This is a genomic window from Cyclobacterium xiamenense, assembly GCF_900109255.1.
GTDB classification, from domain to species: Bacteria; Bacteroidota; Bacteroidia; order Cytophagales; family Cyclobacteriaceae; genus Cyclobacterium; species Cyclobacterium xiamenense.
Genome location: NZ_FNZH01000003.1, coordinates 709,761 through 733,027 on the forward strand (window position 1 = coordinate 709,761; position 23,267 = coordinate 733,027).

Annotated in this window: 22 protein-coding genes; 17 read left to right on the forward strand and 5 right to left on the reverse strand. The window is 49.1% G+C overall.

The genetic code is table 11. From position 1 onward, the window contains the following. Positions 1-12: 12 nt before the first annotated feature. Positions 13-1,215 carry a proline dehydrogenase family protein gene (locus BMW71_RS12640; RefSeq protein WP_092174377.1) on the reverse strand — a complete coding sequence of 401 codons (1,203 nt, stop codon included), beginning with the start codon at positions 1,213-1,215 and terminating at the stop codon, positions 13-15. A 136-nt stretch (positions 1,216-1,351) separates the two neighbouring features. On the opposite strand from BMW71_RS12640, the gene BMW71_RS12645 reads away from it, so the two are divergent. The 10 genes from BMW71_RS12645 to BMW71_RS12695 all read left to right on the forward strand — a co-directional run bounded on the left by BMW71_RS12645 (position 1,352) and on the right by BMW71_RS12695 (position 13,551). Next, positions 1,352-1,795 carry a hypothetical protein gene (locus tag BMW71_RS12645; RefSeq protein WP_143057615.1) on the forward strand — a complete coding sequence of 148 codons (444 nt, stop codon included), beginning with the start codon at positions 1,352-1,354 and terminating at the stop codon, positions 1,793-1,795. Further along, on the forward strand, positions 1,792-3,207 hold the full coding sequence (locus BMW71_RS12650; RefSeq protein ID WP_143057616.1) for a hypothetical protein: 1,416 nt from the start codon (positions 1,792-1,794) through the stop codon (positions 3,205-3,207). Before BMW71_RS12645 ends, BMW71_RS12650 begins: the two co-directional genes overlap by 4 nt. Positions 3,208-3,284: 77 nt before the next feature. Next, positions 3,285-5,513: an alpha-amylase family protein gene (locus tag BMW71_RS12655; protein ID WP_092174386.1), complete on the forward strand. Its 2,229-nt coding sequence runs from the start codon at positions 3,285-3,287 to the stop codon at positions 5,511-5,513. Positions 5,514-5,790: 277 nt separating this feature from the next. Next, entirely contained in the window at positions 5,791-6,897 is a 1,107-nt protein-coding gene (locus BMW71_RS12665) for a chorismate mutase (RefSeq protein ID WP_092174391.1), read from the forward strand. 159 nt (positions 6,898-7,056) lie between these two features. Further along, the gene (gene aroB / locus BMW71_RS12670; protein ID WP_092174393.1) at positions 7,057-8,094 is read left to right on the forward strand and encodes a 3-dehydroquinate synthase; all 1,038 of its coding nucleotides are present in this window, start codon (positions 7,057-7,059) and stop codon (positions 8,092-8,094) included. Between the two features lie 39 nt (positions 8,095-8,133). Then, positions 8,134-9,372 (forward strand): 3-phosphoshikimate 1-carboxyvinyltransferase, encoded by a 1,239-nt coding sequence (locus tag BMW71_RS12675; protein WP_092174396.1) that lies wholly within the window; start codon positions 8,134-8,136, stop codon positions 9,370-9,372. Between the two features lie 69 nt (positions 9,373-9,441). After that, on the forward strand, positions 9,442-10,272 hold the full coding sequence (locus tag BMW71_RS12680; protein ID WP_092174399.1) for a prephenate dehydratase: 831 nt from the start codon (positions 9,442-9,444) through the stop codon (positions 10,270-10,272). Beyond that, on the forward strand, positions 10,269-11,423 hold the full coding sequence (locus BMW71_RS12685; RefSeq protein ID WP_092174402.1) for a pyridoxal phosphate-dependent aminotransferase: 1,155 nt from the start codon (positions 10,269-10,271) through the stop codon (positions 11,421-11,423). Before BMW71_RS12680 ends, BMW71_RS12685 begins: the two co-directional genes overlap by 4 nt. Before the next feature lies 1 nt (position 11,424). Next, positions 11,425-12,273, forward strand: coding sequence for a prephenate dehydrogenase (locus tag BMW71_RS12690; protein WP_092174405.1), 849 nt, complete (start codon positions 11,425-11,427; stop codon positions 12,271-12,273). A 60-nt stretch (positions 12,274-12,333) separates the two neighbouring features. Further along, complete coding sequence (locus tag BMW71_RS12695) at positions 12,334-13,551, forward strand: arginine deiminase (protein ID WP_092174408.1); 1,218 nt, start codon at positions 12,334-12,336, stop codon at positions 13,549-13,551. A 215-nt stretch (positions 13,552-13,766) separates the two neighbouring features. On the opposite strand, the gene BMW71_RS12700 is transcribed toward BMW71_RS12695, so the two are convergent. Next, positions 13,767-16,532 carry a putative LPS assembly protein LptD gene (locus tag BMW71_RS12700; protein ID WP_394333691.1) on the reverse strand — a complete coding sequence of 922 codons (2,766 nt, stop codon included), beginning with the start codon at positions 16,530-16,532 and terminating at the stop codon, positions 13,767-13,769. A 63-nt stretch (positions 16,533-16,595) separates the two neighbouring features. Between BMW71_RS12700 and BMW71_RS12705 the strand changes: the two genes are divergently transcribed. Continuing rightward, the gene (locus BMW71_RS12705; RefSeq protein ID WP_092174410.1) at positions 16,596-17,396 is read left to right on the forward strand and encodes an N-acetylmuramoyl-L-alanine amidase family protein; all 801 of its coding nucleotides are present in this window, start codon (positions 16,596-16,598) and stop codon (positions 17,394-17,396) included. A 114-nt stretch (positions 17,397-17,510) separates the two neighbouring features. Further along, positions 17,511-18,359, forward strand: coding sequence for a transglutaminase-like domain-containing protein (locus BMW71_RS12710; RefSeq protein ID WP_092174413.1), 849 nt, complete (start codon positions 17,511-17,513; stop codon positions 18,357-18,359). Here BMW71_RS12710 and BMW71_RS12715 read toward each other — a convergent pair. Next, positions 18,356-18,934: a redoxin family protein gene (locus BMW71_RS12715; protein ID WP_092174416.1), complete on the reverse strand. Its 579-nt coding sequence runs from the start codon at positions 18,932-18,934 to the stop codon at positions 18,356-18,358. The two genes, BMW71_RS12710 and BMW71_RS12715, sit on opposite strands and share 4 nt — an antisense overlap. Positions 18,935-18,973: 39 nt before the next feature. Next, entirely contained in the window at positions 18,974-19,603 is a 630-nt protein-coding gene (locus BMW71_RS12720) for a 4'-phosphopantetheinyl transferase family protein (RefSeq protein ID WP_092174418.1), read from the reverse strand. Positions 19,604-19,646: 43 nt separating this feature from the next. Here BMW71_RS12720 and BMW71_RS12725 point away from each other — a divergent pair, with 43 nt between their 5' ends. From BMW71_RS12725 to BMW71_RS12740, 4 genes are read left to right on the forward strand one after another with little or no spacing between them, the layout of a single operon-like run. Then, positions 19,647-20,561 (forward strand): WD40 repeat domain-containing protein, encoded by a 915-nt coding sequence (locus tag BMW71_RS12725; protein WP_092174905.1) that lies wholly within the window; start codon positions 19,647-19,649, stop codon positions 20,559-20,561. A 37-nt stretch (positions 20,562-20,598) separates the two neighbouring features. Beyond that, positions 20,599-21,435, forward strand: a complete 837-nt coding sequence (locus BMW71_RS12730; protein ID WP_092174420.1) for a DivIVA domain-containing protein — start codon at positions 20,599-20,601, stop codon at positions 21,433-21,435. Further along, positions 21,435-21,800 (forward strand): dihydroneopterin aldolase, encoded by a 366-nt coding sequence (gene folB / locus BMW71_RS12735; protein WP_092174423.1) that lies wholly within the window; start codon positions 21,435-21,437, stop codon positions 21,798-21,800. Before BMW71_RS12730 ends, folB begins: the two co-directional genes overlap by 1 nt. Positions 21,801-21,812: 12 nt before the next feature. Beyond that, positions 21,813-22,274: a DUF4268 domain-containing protein gene (locus BMW71_RS12740; protein WP_092174425.1), complete on the forward strand. Its 462-nt coding sequence runs from the start codon at positions 21,813-21,815 to the stop codon at positions 22,272-22,274. A 31-nt stretch (positions 22,275-22,305) separates the two neighbouring features. On the opposite strand, the gene BMW71_RS12745 is transcribed toward BMW71_RS12740, so the two are convergent. Further along, positions 22,306-22,620, reverse strand: coding sequence for a HesB/IscA family protein (locus BMW71_RS12745; protein ID WP_092174428.1), 315 nt, complete (start codon positions 22,618-22,620; stop codon positions 22,306-22,308). 110 nt (positions 22,621-22,730) lie between these two features. Here BMW71_RS12745 and BMW71_RS12750 point away from each other — a divergent pair, with 110 nt between their 5' ends. After that, positions 22,731-23,252: a DUF7935 family protein gene (locus tag BMW71_RS12750; RefSeq protein ID WP_092174430.1), complete on the forward strand. Its 522-nt coding sequence runs from the start codon at positions 22,731-22,733 to the stop codon at positions 23,250-23,252. Positions 23,253-23,267 lie beyond the last annotated feature (15 nt).

Consider the following 23,267-nt stretch of genomic DNA (forward strand, 5'->3'; position numbering starts at 1 on the left):
GTATACCGGTGGTTATGCTATTGTTGGAAATTTAGGCAGGCTTTTTCTCCTGCGTAGTTCTTGATTGATTCGTTGTAATTCCCTATTCGCCTGTCCGGAAACGCCAGCGTTTTCATCCACTCGCCGGCCCAGATAGGGCAGTACCTCTTTTATAGGGCCATACGGCAGGTATTTGACCACGTTATAACCCGCTTTGGCTAGATTAAAGGAAACCGGATCACTCATGCCGTACAGTTGCGAAAAGTACACACGCTCGTCCGAACGGGAGAGTCCGTGAAGGTCCAGCAGTTCGGCCAACAGGGCATTGCTCCATTCGTTATGCGAACCACTGACCAGCGAAACCCGCTGCTTGTTGTTGATGCAAAAAAGCAGCGCCTCATTATACGCTTCATCCGTGGCGTCTTTGCTGGCATGGATTGGATCAGCAGCCCCTGTTGCCTGGGCGTGTGCCCGTTCTTTTTCCAGGTAGGCGCCGCGCACCAACTTGGCACCCAGAAAATAGCCCTGGGCTACGGCATCGTGACGGGCATCTTTGAGTCGACGCAACATGTCTTTGCGGTACATCTGGAAGGTGTTAAATACAATGGCTTTTTCGCTGTTGTACCGACGCATGCCCTCTCGTACCCATTGGTCCACGACTTCCTGAAACCAACTTTCCTCTCCATCTACCAGTAGCCGTACGTTTCGCTCAGCGGCGCTTCTGCACAATGCCATAAACCGCTCCTGAGCCCTCGTAAAGGATTCCTTTTCAGCGGTGGATAGCTGCTGTTGGGCTTGAACTTTTTGCAACAGTTCCGTATCGGCAATTCCGGAGACCTTGAAAACGCCAAATGCCAGGTGTGGGTTCTTTTCCGCTTCCCGAAGGGTTCGTTCGATCTCTTCGGCTGCAGCAACAAAACCCGCTTCCTCCTTTTTGCCTTCAACGGAGTAATCCAGAATGGACTTCACCCCAAACCTATCCAGCATTTCGATCACCGGTCTGCAGGCGGTAATGGTCTCGCCTCCGCAAAACTGACGAAAGACATTTTTTTTCACGAAACCCTCTACCGGCAATCCCACCGCAAAGGCCATTTTGCTCAACCAAATTCCTGATTTTACCAAGACCGGGTAATGCATCAAACGAAACAAGGTCTTGGTTTTTTGTAAGTCCCCGTCCGAAAGGTGCGCAAAGGCGGTCTCCAGATTATCGAAAGAAAAGTCAGGTTTTTTTTTCATTTTCAGGGGGCAAAGATACCAAAAAAACAGCTAGGAACAGCGATTAGCCTTTTCAAATTAACCGAATACAGGGAGCTGTCTCCTTTTATTTTTCCTGAAATTTTGTAAATTTATCCAATATCTGGTAATGCATGGTATGGACGCCGTATTTAAAAAGCTAAACTTTAAATCCCAAGAGAACGTGCTGGTCGTGGCTGCGCCGGAATCGTTTAGAGCGCCGATGGAGGCAATGGAAGCACATACGCGGGTTTACGAACAGCCGGAAGAAGGGGAGAAAATTGAATTTGCCCTGATTTTTGGAAAAACCAAGGCGGATATGGAGACCCATGCCCGGGCCGTTCTTCCTCACCTGGAAAACGATGCGGTTTTCTGGATTGCCTATCCCAAAAAGAGTTCAAAAAACTACCGGGCTGATTACGACCGGGATAACGGATGGGAACTTCTCGGAGAATGGCGCATGGAACCTGTCAGGCAGGTAGCCATCGATCAGGACTGGTCCGCCCTGCGGTTTCGGAAGGTAGAAACTATTCCGAAGCTGACCCGGAAATTTGGATTGCTTACCGAAAAGCCAAAGTCGTGACAGAAGCGACGTGTTCCCCCTTTTGCGCAGAAATCAAAAGTGATTTTCTAGTTGTTTTCAATCGGTTGCTTTCTCTTGGCGCTTTGGTACTGCTTTCTATGTCAGATTTGGCGGTTGCTCAGCCCGTTCCCAATCGTTCGGTCGTTTCCGCGGCCGATCTGGATTTTTTAATAGAAATGACAAGGGATGTTTTGGAGCAATCCAAAATTTACCCAAACCAGATAGTGTCGGAGGATTTTGGTCCAAACAGAACCGGTGGTACCCTCGTGCGACCCGGAGGAAGAAATGCGTATCCCTCTTTTTGGATCCGGGATTATGCCATGGCTCTGGAAACGGGAATGATTACTTCTGACGAACAACGGCACATGCTTTTCCTTACAGCAGCTGCTCAGGCAGAGCAGACCTGGATAACGTCTGGTGGCAGTCTTATCCCCATGGGCTCCATCCCGGACCATATCCGAATCGATGACGCTTTGCCCATTTATTTTCCAGGTACCTATAGCTACGACTTGCAAGGTACCAGGGAATGGGGCAGCCTGCCTCCTTTTGGTGATGCGTTTTTCTTCATTCACATGGCCCGGCAACTCCTTGCTTCCGGGGCAGCGGTGGCCGTGCTTGAGGAAACGATCGAGGGCAAACGGCTGATCGATCGGCTGCGAATGGCTTTTCACGTGTCCCCTGCCCGACAGGAAAATCACCTGGTCTTTTGTACGGAGCAATTTCGGGGCGTCGATTTTGGGTTCCGGGATGCCATTCAGCTGACCGGAGACTTGCTGTACCCGTCCATTTTAAAATTCCGGGCAGCCAATCAGCTGGCAGAACTGTTCAGCCTATTAGGCGACGAAGCAACGGGCAAGCATTACTACCGGATAGCGGAACAGATTCGCGAGGCGGTGCCGGATGTATTCGCTGATGCTAGCGGGTTGTTAAAAGCTTCCACCGGGACTAGCAATCAGCCCGACGTGTGGGGAACAGCCCTGGCTGTATACGAAGGCGTGTTGCGAGGAGAAGCCCGGGAGATTGCCTGCCGAGCATTGGCGGTGGCGTACGAAAAGGGCACCTTGAGTTATCGGGGGAATATCCGGCACGTTCTCACCAGTCATGATTTTGATTCCGATAAGGTCTGGGAACGATCGATGGCACCCAAAAACCGCTACCAAAACGGGGCCTATTGGGGCACGCCTGTGGGTTGGGTGGCCCATGCCATTTATCGGGTCAACCCGGAAGCCGCCCGCAAGTTGGTACGCGAGTACATTGCCGAGTTGCGAGAAAATGATTTCCGGAAAGGGTCGGATTTTGGTGCTCCTTACGAATGCTTTGCTCCCGACGGATATACCCAGAATCCAGTCTACCTTACCTCGGTTGCCAGTCCGCTGGCAGTCTTTATGAAAATGGGTAGTGGGGAGAAGTAATACGACGCTTTGTTGGAAGATAAGGAAGCGCATTGCATGAAAGGAACCGGGTTTGCCTGGAATAAAAGACAACAGCCATGAAAAATCGCCATACAACAAAAGTGATGCTCCTCCTGGTGCTGCTGAGTTTTGGCACGCTTATCCACCTTTCCTGGAATAACAAGGAGGAGGGGCCTGATACAGATTGGTTTCCCTTTGTGCCTGAAAACACCCCGGATTCTGGGGTGATTGGCATGAAAAGTTGGTTGGATGCGCCGGCAGGTAAATACGGGTTTGTGCAGATGGAAAAGGAGCAACTGGTATTTGAAAACGGGAAACCGATCAAATTCTGGGGGACCAATCTCAACGGGAGCAACGCGTTTCCCAGCAGAGAGGATGCGGCAAAATTCACCGATTTCCTCTCCAAATACGGGGTTAATGCGGTTCGCTTTCACAAATTTACCTGGAATGCCACCGATCCAATGCATTCCACCATTCCCCATCCGAAGAAGTTTGAGCGGCTGGATTATTTTCACGCCCGGCTGAAAGAGGCGGGAATCTATTACGGCTGGTCGGCTATTTACGGGCACCGGGTGCTGCCCGGAGACAGCAGTGGCCTGCTTGCCTACCAAGAGGTAAAAAATCTGACGTATCCCTGGTCCCACCTCAACGGGAGTACGTCCAGTCTGGTAAACTTTGCGCCGGATTTACAGGCATTGTCTATTGCCTTGACGGTAAATATGTTGAACCGGACCAATCCGCACACGGGTCTGCGGTATGCAGATGACCCGGCTTTGGCTTTCGTAGAATTTCAGAACGAAGACAATATTTTCTGGAGTGCGATCGAACGGTCATTGGAGCAGGCGCCAACGTATCGGGCTTTGCTTTGCCGCCAGTTTTCCCAATGGCTTCTGGCGAAATACGGCTCGCTGGAACAGCTGGAGAATGCCTGGGGACCTGGCACAATCCCCGCTAGCGAATCGTTAGACAGCGGAAACATCTACCCCCAGCCCAACCATGCGATTTTTAGTCGCGAGTACGAAGCTGCGCTGGCAAATGGCCAACCCTTGCCGGTACACCTACTGGATAAGATGCGGTTTTTGTACGAACAACAGGTCGCCTACTACCGGAAGTTCGAGCAGGCGGTAAGGGAGACGGGCTATAAGGGAGTCATTGTAGGTTCCTGCTGGCAAGCAGGCTCGGGGAGTTCCCATTTGTATAATTTACATGCGGATTACCTGGTAGGGATGATTGACAGGCACAATTATTTTGGTGGAGGTGCCGGAGGGCATCAGCTGGCAACCGGTGCGGTTAAGAGCGCCTCGATGCTGAAAAACCCCGGATCGGGTCTGCTATCCACCGGTCTTCAACAGGTGGTAGACCGACCCTTTTCGTTTTCTGAGTGGATGAGTCTGGTACCCAATCAATGGACGGCCGAGGCCGCGCCATTACTAGCAATTTACGGAATGGGCTTGCAAGGCTGGGATGCATCGTTTTCTTTCGCCGTGGATATTCCCCGGTTTTCGCCCTTTTTGGAATCAGCCCATCACGGTGTCTACAATGCTACCAGCCCCCTTCACTTGGGATTGTATCCCGCATTGGCCCGGATGGTTTACCGCGGGGATGTTCGGGAAAGTCCGGTACTCGGCAGCCGAAAGGTGCACCTGCCATCGCTGGAGACCGAATTACCCGCCTTTGTGGAGCGGGTGGCGCAAGGTCACGACGACAAGGGATTTTCTGGTTCCCTTTCCCCGTCTTCCCTGGCTGTGGGAAAAATACCCTTGGAATTCACCGCTTTGCCAGAGCGTAGGCAGCTTCCAGACTTATCGCCTTTCCTGGACAGCCTTTCTCGATCGCTGATTTCGGTCACCGGGGAATTGTCCTGGAACGTTGATAGGGGTTATTTTTCGGTGAATACGCCTGGAAGTAAGGGGTTGGTCGGATTCCTTCCGGACAGTGCTCGAACCTTGGGTCGATGGACCGTACAGTCACCCAACGAGTTTGCCGTGATTCTGCTCACCAGCTTGCAGGCAGGCAAATCCTTAGATCAAGCAGATAGCCTGTTACTTACTACCGTTGCCCGCGCCAGAAATACCGGAATGGTATACAGTGATTCCGGCGATGAATTAGAAGCAATCGGTACTTCTCCCTTGTTGCTGGAACCCGTAGACCTGAACCTGGGCCTGCCGGTTGGAGAGCATTTTGATCTCTGTATATTGGATCACGATGGGAGGGTAACCGACGCCCGCTTTGCGGTAACAGAAGGTAGGCTAGAGCTGCGGGGAAGCCAAACCAAGAGTCTTTATTACCTGTTATTACGGAGGTAATCGAGACCGCTATTTCAGGAGTTCGTGCGGAAGAGCAGCGGGAAATTGAAATTTTTGGGTAAAAAAAAGGAATAACTGTTTGATTTTTACTAGGGGAAAGTTTACATTTGACGCATGAAAAAATTCGCAGCTACGTACTTTAGCTTCTTTTACTTTTACTTTCGTCCCTACGGCCGAATCGGAGCTGCGTATTGTCTTGAGAAAAAATAACAAAAGATAAACAAACAGGAAGCCCGATTCGAGAGAGTCGGGCTTTTTTATTTAACCTCAAATCAAAATGGAAAATCACTTACAAACGAAAGACTGGGGTTTGGGCCTGAACAGGGAGCACCTCATCATCGCCGGACCTTGTAGTGCGGAGACCCCGGAGCAAATCGAAAAGGTTTGCCTGGACATGAAAGAAGCCAATGCCGTTCCGGACGTATTCCGGGCAGGTATCTGGAAACCAAGAACCCGACCCGGGAGTTTCGAAGGAATCGGCGAGGACGGACTGAAATGGATGGAAATCGTACGCCACCACCTAAACATCCCCATTACCACAGAGGTAGGGAATACGGCACACGTGGAATCTGCACTGAAGCACGGAGTCGATATTCTATGGATAGGCGCCCGTACCACGGTAAACCCCTTTGCTGTACAGGAGATCGCCGATGCCCTGAAAGGCGTGGACATTCCCGTGATGGTAAAAAACCCCATGAATCCAGACCTGGAGCTTTGGAGAGGCGCCCTGGAGCGTTTGCAAGCAGTAGGCGTAAACAAGTTGGCTGCAATTCACCGGGGATTCAGCGACGCCTACGATAAAAAATTCCGAAACAAGCCCAATTGGTCCATGCCAATCCATTTGAAACGACTTTGGAAAGGCATGCAGGTGATCAACGATCCGAGTCACATCGTTGGAAACAGAACCGGTATTCTGGAAACCGCGCAGCGGGCAATCAATTTTGGACTGGATGGCCTGATGATCGAAACGCACCACGACCCGGACAATGCCTGGAGTGATGCCAAGCAGCAGGTGACCCCCCGTCAATTGCGGGAAATCCTGGATCAGATTGATTTCAAGCACACGCTCCAAGCCGAGCATCCTTCCGAAAAACTCCAGGACTTGAGAAATGCCGTAGACCATCTGGATGACCAATTGATGGATTTATTGGCCGAACGCTTTTCCATCATAGATCAGATCGGGGCCCATAAGCGGGAACACAACCTGACCGTTTTTCAGGCAGATCGCTGGAAGCACGTGATGGATTCACGAACGCAGAAGGGCGTGGAGAAAAACCTTAGCGAGAAGTTTATGAAGGAATTGCTTTATTGCATTCACGAAGAATCCGTAAAACGACAGGAGAAAAAACTCAGAGAAGGATTGCCTTCAGGAAAGTCTGTTTGACGGTTAAACCCGTTTTATTCCATCGAAAAGAGAGACCGGTAGTTGCTGTTGGAAGCAGGCCAATGCCGGTGGGATGCCTTTGCCGGTCTGAAAACCTGCAGGCAACTTTTCCGTGAATAAGACGGGTTTAATTTTTACCTTTACCAAAAATATCCAACCTTGGACACACTACTCTTTTCTTCCGATATTTCGCTGGACTTGCCCCGCTACCTAACTACCAAAAAATACTCGAAATTGGGGGTACTTATGGACAGTCAAACCATCAACCATTGCTACCCCATTGTTTCAGCAGCGCTTCCGGAGCATGCCATGCATGCCTTTGAAGCCGGGGAGGTGCATAAAAACCTGGACACCTGCCGGGACATCTGGCAATGGATGACGGATGCTAATTTTGACAGAAAAACCCTTATCCTCAATCTGGGAGGGGGCGTAACCGGAGATATGGGGGGCTTTTGCGCCAGCACCTACAAGCGAGGTATTCGCTTTGTCAATATTCCCACCACGCTACTTTCCCAGGTGGATGCCAGTGTGGGGGGCAAATTGGGCATTGATTTCAATGGATTTAAAAATCACATCGGGGTTTTCAATCAGCCGGAAGGCGTGTTGATCAGCGATGAGTTTTTGCAGACCCTACCCGAAGCCGAATTGCGGTCGGGCTATGCAGAGGTGCTCAAGCATGGACTGATCCGGAACGAGAATTATTTTTACAGTTTAAAAACAGAAAACTGGCAAACCCAGCACTGGAAGGATATCATTGCGGTTTCGGTGGGTATCAAGCGGGAAGTAGTCGACAAAGATCCGAAGGAGGACGGACTGAGAAAAATTCTTAATTTTGGTCATACCATTGGCCACGCCATCGAATCCCATTACCTGGATACCCCGTACCATTTGCTGCATGGCGAAGCCATCGCTATCGGTATGATTACGGAAGCGTATTTGTCCCACAAGTTTTTACGCATGCCCGCCGCGGACCTGGACACCATCCAGCAAAAATTGCTGGCAGTGTTCGGAAAAATCTCCATCGCGGATGCCGATTTCAATGCCATCATCAAGCGTTGTTTTCAGGACAAGAAAAATGATGGAGAGGCCCTGAACTTTTCCTTGTTGAAACGAATCGGGTCCTGCGACTTCAACATCGTCGTAGGAAAAGAAGCCGTGATCGAAGCGCTAGAGTACTACAACAGTTTGGCCGACTGATCACCCTGCCAACAAACTTTAATAGACTGCAATTGCACCATGAATACCATCGAATTACCGGTAAAAAATACCTTTGGTAACATCCGTATCCCCCTTCCTTCTTCCAAGAGCGAAAGTAACCGGGTACTCATCATTGATGCGCTGACCTCCGGCGAAAACCGTCTTTCCAACCTGGCTGAGGCCAGAGATACGCAGACAATGATCCGATTGCTCCGGGAGGATCCAGAGGTGTACGACGTGTTGGATGCCGGCACTACCATGCGTTTCCTGACGGCCTATGCTGCGTTGAATAATAAGAAGAAAATACTGACAGGTACCCCCCGGATGTGCGAGCGACCGATTGGTATCTTGGTGGATGCGTTGCGTGAAATCGGTGCGGATATCGATTACCTAAAGCAGGAAGGATACCCTCCCTTACAGATCAACGGATTTGACGGGCAAAAATCGGCCGAAATAACTATCCGGGGAGATGTGAGCAGTCAGTACATTTCGGCATTGCTCATGAACGCGCCCTTGCTACCGGAGGGCTTGACGCTTAACCTTAGCGGGAAAGTCGGTTCGGTGACCTACATTACCATGACCCTGGAGTTAATGAAAGCGTTTGGCGTACAGGCGCTTTTTGAGGGAAATCGGATTCAGATCGCTCCCCAGCACTACCAACCCACCTCCTTTTCCGTCGAAAGCGATTGGTCCGGTGCCAGCTATTGGTTTAGCCTGTTGGCAGCTGCCGATTCCGGTGAGTTATTTTTGGAAGGATTGAAGGCGGATAGCCTGCAGGGAGATGCCCGCATTGTCGAAATCATGACCCAGTTGGGTGTAAAAAGCACCTTTGAGCCAGGAGGGGTCCGCTTGCAAAAAACTGCAGTACTTGGGTTACCTGCATTTGATTTTACCCATTGTCCGGACTTGGCCCAAACGGTAGCGGTAACCTGTGCCCTGACGGGCCAAACTTCCGATTTCAGCGGGTTGGAAAGTTTGCGAATCAAGGAAACGGACCGCATCTATGCCTTGCAGCAGGAATTGGCAAAAATTGGAGCGAGACTGGAAGAGCGAAAAAGTGGTATATTTACCCTGGTTCCGGCAAGCGCCATCCCGGACAAGGTAGTAATTGATACGTACGACGATCACCGGATGGCCATGGCGTTCATGCCCTTGCTCACGCGGACACAGCTCTGTATCGTGGATCCTTCGGTGGTGAACAAATCGTACCCCAGCTTTTGGAAGCATTGTGAATTACTCGGACTAACGGCGGTGTATAAAGACCAGCGTGGAGGGTGACGGTATCCGAAAGGAACAAGCATCGTGCGGGAAAGGTGGGTTTTAATAAGCTAATAAAACGAACTGGTTTTGAAGAAAAAGTTAAAAATAGCCTTACAGGGTGTGCTGGGTTCGTTCCATCACCAGGTGGCACAGCGATATTTTGGTGCGGAGATCGAACCGGTCGGCTACCATACCTTCGAGGAAGTGGCGAAAAGTGTCGAGAACGGCACGGTGGACTACGCCGTAATGGCGATCGAAAACTCCATTGCCGGCGCCATATTGCCCAATTACGATATCATTGACCGGCATCACCTGTACGTGGTGGATGAGCACTACCTGCCCATCTCCCATAACCTCATGGCGCTTCCCGGGCAGCAACTGTCTGATATTCGTGAAGCCAGGTCACACCCCATGGCCCTGCTGCAATGCAAGCAGTTTTTTGCGCAACACCCGGCGATTCGAGCAGTGGATGATGTCGATACAGCTTATGTGGCTAAAATTATCGCAGAGCAGCAACTAACGGGACTGGCCGCGGTAGCCAGCAGCAAAGCCGCCGAGTATTACGGATTGGAAATCCTGGCGAAAGACATACAGACGGTCGCCAATAACTTTACCCGATTCATTATCCTGCAGAAGGAACAGCCGGTAAGGGAGGCCTCTCCGTCCAAAGCCAGCCTGAAGATTACCATTCGCAACGAAAAAGGCGCTCTGGCAAAATTACTCACACTGATGAGTGCCTACGACCTGGATCTGACCAAGATTCAATCCATTCCCGTGATGAGTAAACCCTGGGAGTATACTTTTTTTATCGATACCCTGATTGCCGACGAATCCAAATTTGAGGAGGCGTTGGACCTGATTGAGAAGAAGTACGGAACGGTTAAACTATTGGGGGCTTACCAAAACAGAAAAGGATGAAAGGATATTCAGACCGCTTGGGGGAAGTTCAGGAATATTACTTCTCCAAAAAGCTCAAAGAAGTGCAGCAACTTCGGGAAGCTGGAAAGCCCATCATCAATATGGGGATTGGAAGTCCGGATTTGCCTCCCGATCGCCGGGTGACCGAGGCGCTCAAACGGACCGCCGATCTCCCGGACGCGCATGGTTACCAATCCTACCAGGGTATTCCGCGCTTGCGGAAGGCCATGGCTGACTTTTATGCCAGAAATTACGGGGTTCCGCTGGACCCACAATCCGAAATTCTTCCCCTGATGGGGTCGAAGGAAGGCATCATGCACGTTTCGATGGCGTTTTTGAACGAAGGAGATGAAGTGCTGGTTCCCAATCCGGGATATCCTACCTATACCTCGGTGACCCGGCTGCTTCATGCGCATCCCGTCTATTTTGACTTGTTGGAAGGTACGCAGTGGGAGCCCGATTGGGAAGCGCTGGAAAACCGGGACCTTTCGCGGGTAAAGCTGATGTGGGTGAACTATCCCCACATGCCAACCGGAGCGCCCGGGAGCAAAGAACTCTTCGCAAAGCTGCTGAATTTTGTGCGAAGAAACGATATTCTGCTGGTTCACGATAACCCCTACAGTTTTATCCTGAACGAACAGCCCATGAGCATTCTGGAGTTGCCGGAAGCAAAAAACCATGCACTTGAACTGAATTCCCTGAGCAAGACGTTCAACATTCCTGGGTGGAGGGTCGGCATGTTGGCAGGCAGACAGGATTACCTGCAGGCTGTTTTGCGGGTAAAGAGCAACATGGATTCGGGCATGTTTTTGGGTATTCAGGAAGGAGCCATCAGCGCCCTGAGCCTCGATAAATCCTGGATTACATCCACCAATGCCATTTACAAAGCCCGTAAATACCTGGTGTTGGAGATGGCCTCCATGCTGGGTTTGCAGGTAGCTGAACGTGGGGTAGGAATGTTTGTTTGGGCAAAGGTGCCCTCAGGTACAAAGGCCATCGATCTGGTAGACCGGCTGTTGTACGAAAAGGATATTTTCATCACGCCGGGAGAGATCTTTGGAAGTGGCGGAGCGGCATACGTTCGGTTTTCCCTCTGCGTGGACGAACAACAGATAAAAGAAGCATTGAACAGGTTGGTAAAATACGACTAATATGAAAAAAGTACACATCATCGGGCTGGGACTATTGGGTGGATCCTTTGCGCTTGCATTGAAAAAATCCCGGCCGGACTGGAAACTAACAGGATTCGATAAAAATCCGCTCCATTTGGAGACAGCGCTTCGGATGGGTTTGATTGGAGAAAAACGTGAACGGCCAGATAGTGATACCTCGCTGGTGGTCCTGGCTACCCCCGTGGATAGTTTGTATGCCTTGCTGGACCAAACGCTGGGCCAGGTAGGTCCGGACACCCTGGTTATGGATTTTGGTTCCACCAAAGATCAGCTTTGCCGGCAAATGGCCGCTCATCCCAAGCGATCACAATACCTGGCGGTTCACCCCATTGCTGGAACCGAAAATTCCGGCCCTCAGGCTGCTGAAGAGAAACTCTTTGACGGTAAGGTTTTGATCCTGTGCGAGATGGAAAAGACTGACGTGCAGCTGAAGGGATTGGCCTACGAGGTCTTTGAGGCGCTCAATATGAAGCTTCGCTTTATGGATCCCGTCGATCATGACTTGCACCTGGCTTTTGTGTCGCACCTTTCGCATGTATCCTCCTTCGTGCTGGGAAAAACGGTTTTGGACAAGACCCGTGACGAAAAAAACATCTTTGACATGGCGGGTAGCGGCTTTGCATCCACCGTGCGCCTCGCCAAAAGTTCCCCGGATATGTGGGCACCTATATTTTTTGAAAACAAAAAAAACGTATTGGAGGCCCTGGACAGCTACCTTGAACACCTGTCCCACTTTCGGAATCTACTGGCACAGGGGGATGCAGAAGGCTTACACCAGGAGATGACAGAAGCCAATAAAATCAGGGATATTTTGGATTTAAGGGATTAATTCCAGGTATAATTTTTCAATTAGATACTAGTATGGTAATTTTTTTGTAGATTTAATAGTATGCAATTGATGATTGATTCAGAATACGGAACCCTTCGGGAGGTTTTGGTGCACCGGCCGGGAAAAGAGATCGACCGGCTGACACCCTACAATAAAAAGTTGCTATTATTTGAAGACGTTCCGTACCTGGAGGAGATGCAACGGGAGCACGATGTGTTTACCACCTTGATTCAGGACTGCTGCGGGGCAAGGGTATATTTTTTCGAGCATTTGCTCTCAGAGATTTTGACCGATAGCCAGCTTTTGCGGCAATTGATGCAAGAAGCCCTTGCCGCATCCCGATTGGATCACCTTACGGAGGATCTGCTCGGCGTATTGTCGGTTTCGGAATGTGTACAGGCTTTGATTTCCGGGATAAAGGTACACGAAGTACGCGGTAAGCTCAGTAGCCGTTCCCTGGCAGACCTGCTGGACGTGGCTTTTTTAATTCCACCCTGTCCCAACCTGTACTTTCAGCGAGATACCGCCGCCATTGTACCTGGAGGGATGCTTTTTTCTGCCATGCGCCTTCCCGAGCGGCAACGAGAGGCGAATATGGTTCGGCTGATTTTTGAAAATCATCCGCTCTTTAAGGAAAGGGTCAAAAAGTGTTACCCGCCAGTAAGCCACAACAATCCCGCCTCACTGGAAGGAGGCGATGTAATCATTTTGAATGAAAAGGCTGTGGCCATCGGATTCTCGGAGCGAACCGAAGAGAAAGCGATTTACCACGTAGCAAAAACGCTAATCTCTTCCGGTAGTATCGATCGGGTGTACGAGGTACACCTGCCCAAGAAGCGTAACTTCATGCACTTGGATACTGTTTTTACCATATTGGACCAAAACAAGGTGCTCACCTATCCGGACGCCATACAATCCGTGCAGAAAATCTCCCTGTATACCCGAAAAGAAGACGGGGGCACCGAGGTGCATATTAAGCGGCATCACGTAAAGGAGCAGCTCCGTGAGATTTTGAAGCGGGAGATTCCTGATTTGGAGGTAATCGGAACCGATAAAGTAAACCAGGAATATGCGCTGCGCGAGCAGTGGTTTGATGGGGCCAATGTGTTTACCATCGCTCCGGGAAAAGTGATTTCCTACAACCGCAACAAGCACACCAATCGGGCGCTGCGGGAGCTTGGAGTAGAGGTACTGGAAATGCCCTCTTCCGAATTATCCAGGGGGCTGGGAGGGCCCCGCTGCATGAGCATGCCGATCAGCAGAAATTCGGCAGGGTAGTTCCAGCCATCTTTTCACGTAACATTCCACTTCTTTTTTTCCTTTCGATCTGCCGGAATCGGCGTTTGGATCAGATTTGGCACAGTAACTCCGTGTATAGGGCCTTTGGTAGAAGGGAAGTGACTGTATGCGTATGTCGGCATTCCTGCGCCGGGCCCGGTACTTTTTGAGCGAATTGGTCAGTTCTTACCCAAAGGGTTGCCCGGCAGGTGCGATTAGAAGCTATCAAAGAAGGACCTTCGCCTGGACACTTTCAAGTCGCGTAGAATATTGGATTTTACCCGTATATCGATATTGTAGGAAGTGAATCTGCCAAAAGGTACCCAGTTTACATTCATCTGCCAGCAATGGAGGTCACGGGCGATGCCGATCATGGTTTGGGTGATTCGGGCAGCGGCCACATCGTAGCCGGAATTAAAATTGATTTTCCATTTATCGGAAAGGCTAAGGTCTCCGGAGACGTTTATCGCCTGGGTGATGTTTGTCGTACCCGAAGCGGCTTTATTATAGCTGAGGTTGTAGCTGAAGTTCATGTTCCAGGGTATGGACCAGTCGATGTATTGGCTGGGGTCATTGGCGATGCGATTTATTTCATTTTCGACAAAATCATTCATTTGCCCCCCCTGATTCAGAAATTCATTGGTGAGTTCGTCCCGAACCTCTGCGGGCGACTGTTCCGTTTTGCTGGGGTTGATGCTGCCATTGAGATTCAGGGAAGCACGACGGATGGTACCGAGGCCCTGTCCGCGTTTCCATGCAAATGCATTCACCCGCCGGGTTACTTGTCGTTCCCCGTTCGTAAAGGTCTGTGTGGCATAAGGGTCAAAATTAGCACTGAGGTTTACCGATAGCCGTTTGTCAAACAAGGAAGTACGGGTATTGAAATTCACGGGCGCGAGGTTAAACGAATCTACAGCAAAGTTGTAACTGGTGGACACGTTTAACGTCTGAAGAATGGGTACCTTTTTTGTGTCGACTTCTGCCGTATCGCTTTCCGTACGCACCTTGGCTTCCACCACATTTCGGATGTTGATGCTCAGCGCCTTGGCTTCACCCATAGGGGCTCCACCGTAGATAAACCCCTGGTACCGGGACAGGCGTTGAATCCGCCCATCGCTATTCGTTTGCACTTCCTGGTAGTATCCAAAGCGCGGGTCCGAGAAATCCGGGGTGCTGGTAAAACCAAACGTGGGCTGCATGTGGTGCCGGATGGCTTCAATTTTTGACCCCTTCTTAAAGGTGTAAAATCCGTAAATATTTGTGGCAAGGTTAAATGAGGAGTTGTAATAATTGATTCGATTAAACCCACTTTCCAAGATGCGGTCCAGGCGCTCTTCTGCCGGGTTGTAGTAATAGTTGATCCGGTCCAGGTACCAGATTTCGGTAAAGTTCATGGAGGCGGTTCCGGTAAAAAAGCGGAAGAGGCTGAAGTTAGAGGAAATGGGTACCGTATGCCGGAAACCGTTGTCAGCGTCCCGTAGTAGCTGCGGGAGATTCGCAAAGGTAAAGGGAAGCACATCGGGCGCTGTCGGCTGCCCAAGTTCCTCGACTTGCTGCTGCAGGTCGGGATCCACGCCTAGCTCCGGAGTGATTCGGTTGTTGATCGAGTTTTGTGCATTGAAATTCCAGGCGATGTTTAGGGTTTTCAGGGGTTCGAACTGGATGTTGCGGAACGGGTTTTGCCGGTTCATGTTTACGGCAACGTCTGGAAGCAACAGGTTTACCTCATCGGTTACCTGATTTTGGGAATGACGGAGGTTCGCCGACATGCTAAAGGGCGTGCCGGTGAAGGTTTTGCTGTAGGAAATATTGGAAGAGAAATCCGACTGCTGGTTTTGTTGAAAGTTGCCTGGATTCAGGATGTTATCGTTGTAGGATTTTGTACCAAAGTTGGCCGATGCAGAAAAGCGGGAATTGCCGCGGGTTTCCGGGTTGTGGTTCCAGCGAAACCAAAAGGCGTCGTATTCCAGGGGTTGCTCGGCTGTTTCCGGGCTTTGAAATTTTTGGTAGTCGATATTCAGCCCTCCCTTGAATCGGTAGCGTTTGTTATAGACGGATGCCGTCTTCAATCCATACCCTCCTTTGGAGAAAATTTCGCCCGTCACCCGGGTGTGTATGTAATCACTGAAAGCAAAGTAATACCCGAAGTCTCGCAGGAAAAAGCCGCGTCGTTGTTCTTCGCCATAGGAAGGGAAAATGATGCCGGACGTTTTTTCTTCCGGTGTATCGGGAATGACCCCAAAAGGAAGTCCCAGTGGGGTGGGTATGTTGTTGAAATACAAATTAAACGGTCCGGAAATCACGTGCTTGCCGCGAACGGACTTGATTTTGGAGGAGGAAATATGCCAGTGAGGTTCTACCAAATCGCAGGTGGTATAAAAGCCTTTGTTGAGGTATACCGATCCATCTTTTGTTTTTTTCACCGTTTCTCCGCGAAGCAGGCCTTCGTCCTGTTGGGTGACCACGTCCGAGATGAGGGCTTTTTGGCTTTCGAAATTATAGCGCATGTGCCGGCGAATTTCATAAATGCTGTTGCCTTCCTTGAAGACGGGCGTGCCCTGCACCACCCCTGTACTGTCCTCCAGTCCGGAAGCATACAGTTCTGAATTTTCCCAGTCGATAATAATGTAGTCCGCATCCAAACGAATATTGCCGTATTCAAACCAGGCGCCTTTGTACAAAAACACCTTATTTTGGCGAAAATCGGAAACAATACTGTCTTCGGCGTAATAATTGATCGTGGTGGTGATGTCTCCGATTTCTTGCTGTATCGCAGAATCCAGTTCTTCCGGGGAAATCTGCAGGATGCTGTCGGGAAGACTGGGGAGCTCTTCCACTTCTTGGATGGGTGTAATCAGCGTATCCGGGGCGGTAAGCTCCCGCTCGGCAGCCCTGCTTTTTCCGGTTTCCTGCCCAAACACTGCCGGCCCAAAAAGCGTACATGTATAAAGGGAAAGAAAAGCGCGGGTAAGATAATGCACCGATTATTTCTGTTTGCTTTAAAAATTTCTAAATTTTGCGTAAAGTTAAGGTTATTAACGTTTATGAAACGAACCAAGTTGAAAAATATTCTTTTAATTTCCCTGCTCTCCCTCACCTTTGTTTTATCGGCGTTTACTGCGGCTGGGGAGAAAAAAACGGAGTTTAAGTTACGCAGGATTGTTATTGACGCGGGTCACGGTGGGAAAGACCCGGGGACGATTGGGAAGACCTCCCGGGAGAAGGACGTGGTATTGGCTCTGGCATTGAAAGTAGGAGGATACGTGGAGGAATTACTCCCGGAAGTGGAAGTCATTTACACACGTACTACCGATAAATTTATCGAGTTGAAGGAGCGAGCCAATATTGCGAACCGCAACCGGGCCGATCTGTTTATCTCTATTCACTGCAATGCGACTACCTCGCCCAGGGTCCATGGTACAGAAACCTTTGTTATGGGAAACAAAAATTTCAATGCAAATTTTGAAATCGTGAAGCGAGAGAATGCAGTAATTCTGTTGGAGGACGATTACCAGGAAAATTACGAGGGTTTTGACCCGCAGTCTCCGGAGTCCTACATGATGTTTAACCTCATGCAAAAAGCGTATTTTGCCAATAGCCTGTCTCTGGCAGAAAAGATAGAAACGGACTTTTCAACCCGGGTCAACCGACACTCCAGAGGGGTGAAGCAAGCACCCTTTTACGTGTTGTGGACCACCAGTATGCCCAGTGTGTTGGTGGAGGCGGGATTTCTTTCCAATAGTAGCGAGGAGCGGTATCTGACCAGTAAAACGGGTCAGACCTACGTGGCTTCCGGCATTTTCAGGGCCATCAAGGCGTACAAAGAGGAAATCGAATCGATTTAGGAGATGGAGGGGTTCGTGTAAGCCCTGTTGACAGGAAGTTGTGGCGTACCTTTTCGGGAGTTTTAGATAATAATGGTAAATTTAACTCAGCGTACAACGTTAGAAGCATACTAAATGGACGGTCAGTTGACAGATAGAGAATTAGATGCACTGGTTTCCCTGTTGGATGATTCCGACCAGGAGATAAAAGCACATGTGCGGGGAAAAATCATTTCTCTGGGCAACGAGGTCATCCCTTTTTTGGAAAATAAATGGGAGAGTTCGTTCAATCCAGAAGTGCAAAAGGAAATCGAAGAGCTGGTACATGAGTTGCAGATTAATTTGCTACACCAGCGGCTTGCACATTGGAAAAACTCGGAAGAACGGGAACTGCTCGAAGGGCTGTGGATCATCAACACGTATTTGTACCCGGAACTGGAGTACGAACAGTTGAATGCCACCATGCAACAAATTTACTTTCAGGTATGGACCAACTATAAAAACGAACTTTCGGTATACGATAAAATCAAGTTGATTAACAATGTTCTGTTTAATGACTTGAAATTTTCGGCCAACACAAAAAACTTTCATAGTCCGGGTAACAGCATGATCAAGACCGTTTTGGAGACGAGGAAGGGCAACCCCATTAGCCTTTGTTCGGTGTACCTGTTGGTGGCCGGAAAGCTAGGGCTCCCCATTTATGGAGTCAACCTGCCTAATTTGTTTGTACTGACCTATAAATCCGGAAAATTCAACTTTTACATCAATGCGTTCAATAAAGGGCTGATTTTTACGAGGCAGGACATTAACAATTACCTGGAACACCTGAAGATGGACCCTCAGCCCGCCTTTTACGAACCCTGCGAAACGATCGACATCATTCAACGGATGCTGCGGAACCTGGTATTTGCATTTGATAAAATCGGTGAGGTTGACAAAAGCAAGGAAATAAAAAAGCTCTTGACCATCCTGAGTGAAGATTAATGCCTGATCCGGATGGTGCAGCCCACTGCTCGGGTTACGGCGGGCCCAGGCCTTCTGCGTTCGAGGATGTCTTGAATGGCATTGTCCAGGTAAGAAACCGAAACGCTTTCTGCAGATTGGGCGTTATTATCAATGGCTCCTTTGTAGGCAATGGAATAGCCCGTGGGACCAGAAGAAATCACGACAGCCTCCGGGATTTTTCCAACACCGCACATGCGCGTAAATTCCTGGTCCGGGTCCATAAGAAAGGGGATGCCTGCGTCCCTGGCCCAGCGAAGTTGTTGCATTTGTTCCTGGGATTCTGCTTCCATCCAGGAGTGTGGGTTCACCAGCGCAAACACCAGGTGATTGCTTCCATATTTTTGATGAAGGGCCAAAATTCTGTCTTCATACAATTTGGCATAGGGGCAGTTCAAGCTGGTAAATACAAATACCATGGTTTTTGCCGTACTGTGTTTGGATGTAGAAAACGGTTGCCCGGTGAAGGCATCTACCAACTCCAGATTGGTTATTTTTTGCCCGTAGACCGCACAGGTCCAAAGAAAGAACACAATAAAACACCCACCGTAGCGCATGGCACAAGCTGTCTGTTTAGCTAACAAAGATAGAAAAAATCACCACACGGTATAGGTAAGAATCACATCATTTTCCGAAATGACTTGTACAGCATAGTGGTGGTCCGCAAAATCGGTTCCGTATATTCTTCCCTTGATTACCGTATCCGTAGCGGTAAAGGGTTGCAACAGGATGTTTTGCCGCAGGCTGATTCCCTTTCTTCCCTGGCATTTAAAGATGGTTTCCTTTACCGACCAAGCCAGGGAATAGAGAAAAGGATCATTTCCTAAAAAGTCCATTTCTTTACGATCCAGGTATTTGGGTCCCAGGGGCACGGTTTTCTCCCTGACCCGCTCCAAATCGATTCCTACGGGCATTTCTTTGTGGTAAATTGCTGCTGCCAGGTCCCCATGGTGGGTGAGTGATACAAAGCCGAAACCATCCATTGCATGGGACTTTCCATGAGAATCCTTGTAAAATCCCGGGTAGGGAAGTTGGATACTTTCCAGAGCGGCTTTAATAGCCAATCGTGCACCTTTCCATTCCATTCGTTTCCTTGGATGACTGATCGTCGCCAAAGAAAGTTTTTCACGAAAGCTTAAAAAGTCAATGGGGAGGGTATCGGATTCATGAATATTGTTTACAGCAAAAGCAGATAAAGGGTTAATTTTTTCTATTTTTGTTTGCATGGTTACTCAAAATGAGCTGGGTGATTCAAGTAAGTTGCAATATATGGTAAAAATTCAAGTAAATAAACTGAACACGTTACGCGGTCACAACCATTCGATTTATGCACTTTCCGGCGGGGTTTCTGCCCATCACTTTTATACCGGCTCAGGGGATGGGATGGTGGTAGCCTGGGACCTTCGCCAACCCAAAGACGGGGTATTACTTGCCAAATTACCTAATTCTGTTTATGCGTTGGCCGTTGATAAAAAGCGAAACCTGCTTTTCATTGGGCAGAATTTTGAAGGGATACACGCAATTGACCTGGATACCAAAAAGGAAGTGTGGTCGCTAAAAATCACTTCCAATGCCATTTTTGATTTGAAGGTGATTGGCGATCTACTCCTTGTGGCTACAGGAGATGGGGTGCTGGTAGTGGTGAATATCGAAGAAAAGTCTCTGGTAAGGCATTTGAAGATTAGCGAAAAATCCCTTCGCGTCTTGTCAGTAGACCCTTTTCGTCAACAATTCAGTGTAGGAGCCAGTGATAATCAGGTAAAAGTATTTGCCTGGCAGGATTGGAAGCCCGTGGCGCTACTCGAAGGACACAGCAATTCGGTATTCGCGCTTGGTTATTCTCCAGACGGCAAAACCCTGATCAGTGGGGGGCGGGATGCGCTGTTGAAATTTTGGGACACTACCGATTTCAGCCAGCAGTCCAGCGTCGCCGCGCACATGTATGCCATCAATTACCTATCTTTTCGGGAAGACGGAAGGTTTTTTGTAACTTGTAGCATGGACAAATCAATAAAGCTTTGGGATGCCTCGGAATTCAAATTGCTGAAGGTAATTGATAAAGCCAGGCATGCGGGGCATGGTACGTCGATTAATAAAATAATCTGGACCGCTTACAACGATCAGGTGGTCGCCGTCAGCGATGACCGTACCGTATCGGTCTGGGATATACACATTAGTCATTGAAGCTCGCCAGTTATTCACCGGATTTAACCACAGAAAAATGAAAATAACACCCTTGGATATTCGCCAAAAGACCTTTGAAAAAAATTTCAGGGGTTACGACAAAGAGGAAGTAACGGCGTTTTTGAGCTATCTTTCCCAGGAATGGGAAAAACTGGTGGAAGAAAAGAATGCCCTCAAGGCGAGGTACGAACAAGCCGAGAAGGAGGCATCCAAACTTAGGGAAGTCGAACAATCCCTTTTTAAAACCCTTAAAACTGCGGAAGATACCGGAGCGAGCATCATTGAGCAGGCCAATAAAACTGCCGAACTCATCCTCAAAGAAGCCCAGATGAATGCGGATGCATTGCATGCGGAGTCGAAAACCAAAGCGCGAAACATGGTAGATCAGGCAGAAACCCAGGCCAAAACGATCATTGAAGACCTAAAAGAAGACGTGCAATTGTTAGTCGATAATTACGAGAAACTGCAGGCGCAACGGGACTATCTATTGAAAAACCTAAAAAAGACGGCGAGCGAAACCCTGGAGAATGTAAAAGCTGTACAGGAGGGGTTTTCCGAAATCGACGCCGGGGCTCATACCCGAATGGTCAAAGATTTGCAGCGAAAAGATTCCTTTTATGCTTCCCTGAGCAGGGAGCCAAAAAAGGCATTCCGCCAGGAATCGGATGAGGCAGCTTCAGACACGACTTATACCTGGCAACAACCCCTGTCAGCCGAGTCCTCCACTGACCTACCGCCGGAGATCGGTCTTGATGATAAACAAGCGCCCTCCCCTGACATTCAGGCAGAAGCTTCGGATCACCCGAGCGAAAAAAAGACGGAAGAAAGTCCGGGAAAAAAACAATCCGGATCATTTTTTGATCAATTTGACTGATGGGCAAGGTATCTTTGGAGGGCATTGAATTCCATGCTTATCATGGCGTTTTTTCAGAAGAAAAAAAATTAGGGAACCGTTTTACTGTAGATTTGCACGTGGAAACGGACTTTCGGCAGGCCATGCTACACGATGATTTGAAAAAAACCGTGGACTATTACAAGTTGTATCAGATAGCAAAGGCGCACATGCAGGTTCCTGTCAAATTATTGGAACACCTGTCACACCTGATGATTCAGGATATTTTAAAGGTTTACCCGGACACCGCCCATATCTGCGTCGTAATAAAAAAGCACAATCCCGCCATAGGTGGCGTGGTGAATTACTCAGTGGTGGAGGTAAATTACCCCCAGGATTACAGCTGAAACGGGTACCTCATGTATTCCAGGAATCAGGCAAGCAAGCTTACACAGGAGTTTTGGACGGTATTTGGCGCGTACATGAAGCCCGTTCCCTCGGCGGATGGCGGCCGGGTAAATTGGCAAAACTACCGAACCGGCGTACGTCATTTGTACTTTCGAATGCAAGCAGACAGATCGAGGGCTTCCATTTCCATCGAAATCCAGCATCCGGACCCTCTGTTGGGAGAATTGTATTTTGAGCAATTACAGGCCCTTCGACCGCTATTCCAAAACGAACTTGGAGAATCCTGGGTATGGCTGTCGGCCCCGTCGAATGAGACGTCCATTTCGGAATATTCGGTTAGGAAAGAATTGGAGGGAGTAAACGTCCTGAACCGAGAGCATTGGCCGCGGATTATTTCTTTTTTAAAGCCACGGATGATTGCGTTGGATGGGTTTTGGTCTCAGGCAAAGTATGGTTTTGAGGGATTGTGCTGAGCCGCACGAAAAGCGTCCAATCAAAAAGGACTCAGGCATCGTGCCGCTTCGGGATGTTGGGATTGCTGAAGACGAAGCCACGGGCCTCGTTACTTTCGTGGAAATCTACTTGCATGCCCATCAGAAACATCACGTGTTTCTTTTCGATCAAGACCATTAGTCCCTCTACGTTAAATTGCTGGTCACCCTCCTTTTGCTGGTCAAAACCCAACGCATAGGAAACTCCCCCACACCCGCCGCCTTTGACGCCAACCCGCAGTGCATAATTTTCGGGGATATTTTTGGTGTTAATGATATTTCTTATTTCCTCCAATGCTTTGGAAGTGATATTGACCGGTATCTGCATGTACAAAAAAGGTCCTGTGTTGAAGAATGGTTCAAAATTAGGAGAGAAAAGCCTTTTGGCATAGCATAAATTGACATTATTTTAGATATTGTACCGCAAACACATTTTCGATGGAATACTTGATACAACTTTTGAGCATCGTACTTCCTGCCGGTCTGGTTATCTATGGGATGTTTATCATTACGGTATCATTTTTGAAGAAGGAGAAAGAAATGAAGTGGGTAGACATCAAAACCAAGAACACCGAATTGTTACTCCCACTTCGGTTACAGGCGGCGGAACGGTTGTGCTTGCTAATGGAGCGTATTTCTCCCAATAATTTGATCCGAAGGATCAATGAACCGGGGTTTACGGCGGGAGAACTGCACAGTAGATTGGTAGAAGAAATACGGAATGAATTCAATCACAACCTTTCCCAGCAGGTCTATTTTTCGGATGAAACCTGGGAATCGGTGCGGACGGCTGTAGAGCAGACACTTTCGCTGATCAATCGGTCCTATCAGCAAGTGGATGGAAACGAAAAAAGCCTGGACCTGGCGAAGACAATTTTCCAGCTTTCACTGGAACAAGAAAAGGACATTGTCGTCCTTGCGCTAAAGCGAATTAAGGACGAAGTCCGCATCTATTACTAAAACCCGTACCATACC

Coding starts and splice junctions, on each gene's coding strand:
- BMW71_RS12695 (WP_092174408.1), top strand. CDS start 12,334: ATGCAATTGATGATTGATTCAGAATACGGAACCCTTCGGGAGGTTTTG.
- BMW71_RS12730 (WP_092174420.1), top strand. CDS start 20,599: ATGAAAATAACACCCTTGGATATTCGCCAAAAGACCTTTGAAAAAAAT.
- BMW71_RS12710 (WP_092174413.1), top strand. CDS start 17,511: ATGGACGGTCAGTTGACAGATAGAGAATTAGATGCACTGGTTTCCCTG.
- BMW71_RS12665 (WP_092174391.1), top strand. CDS start 5,791: ATGGAAAATCACTTACAAACGAAAGACTGGGGTTTGGGCCTGAACAGG.
- BMW71_RS12725 (WP_092174905.1), top strand. CDS start 19,647: ATGGTAAAAATTCAAGTAAATAAACTGAACACGTTACGCGGTCACAAC.
- BMW71_RS12715 (WP_092174416.1), bottom strand. CDS start 18,934: ATGCGCTACGGTGGGTGTTTTATTGTGTTCTTTCTTTGGACCTGTGCG.
- BMW71_RS12705 (WP_092174410.1), top strand. CDS start 16,596: ATGAAACGAACCAAGTTGAAAAATATTCTTTTAATTTCCCTGCTCTCC.
- BMW71_RS12675 (WP_092174396.1), top strand. CDS start 8,134: ATGAATACCATCGAATTACCGGTAAAAAATACCTTTGGTAACATCCGT.
- BMW71_RS12750 (WP_092174430.1), top strand. CDS start 22,731: ATGGAATACTTGATACAACTTTTGAGCATCGTACTTCCTGCCGGTCTG.
- BMW71_RS12690 (WP_092174405.1), top strand. CDS start 11,425: ATGAAAAAAGTACACATCATCGGGCTGGGACTATTGGGTGGATCCTTT.
- BMW71_RS12645 (WP_143057615.1), top strand. CDS start 1,352: ATGGACGCCGTATTTAAAAAGCTAAACTTTAAATCCCAAGAGAACGTG.
- BMW71_RS12720 (WP_092174418.1), bottom strand. CDS start 19,603: ATGCAAACAAAAATAGAAAAAATTAACCCTTTATCTGCTTTTGCTGTA.
- BMW71_RS12685 (WP_092174402.1), top strand. CDS start 10,269: ATGAAAGGATATTCAGACCGCTTGGGGGAAGTTCAGGAATATTACTTC.
- BMW71_RS12655 (WP_092174386.1), top strand. CDS start 3,285: ATGAAAAATCGCCATACAACAAAAGTGATGCTCCTCCTGGTGCTGCTG.
- BMW71_RS12740 (WP_092174425.1), top strand. CDS start 21,813: ATGTATTCCAGGAATCAGGCAAGCAAGCTTACACAGGAGTTTTGGACG.
- folB (WP_092174423.1), top strand. CDS start 21,435: ATGGGCAAGGTATCTTTGGAGGGCATTGAATTCCATGCTTATCATGGC.
- BMW71_RS12745 (WP_092174428.1), bottom strand. CDS start 22,620: ATGCAGATACCGGTCAATATCACTTCCAAAGCATTGGAGGAAATAAGA.
- BMW71_RS12640 (WP_092174377.1), bottom strand. CDS start 1,215: ATGAAAAAAAAACCTGACTTTTCTTTCGATAATCTGGAGACCGCCTTT.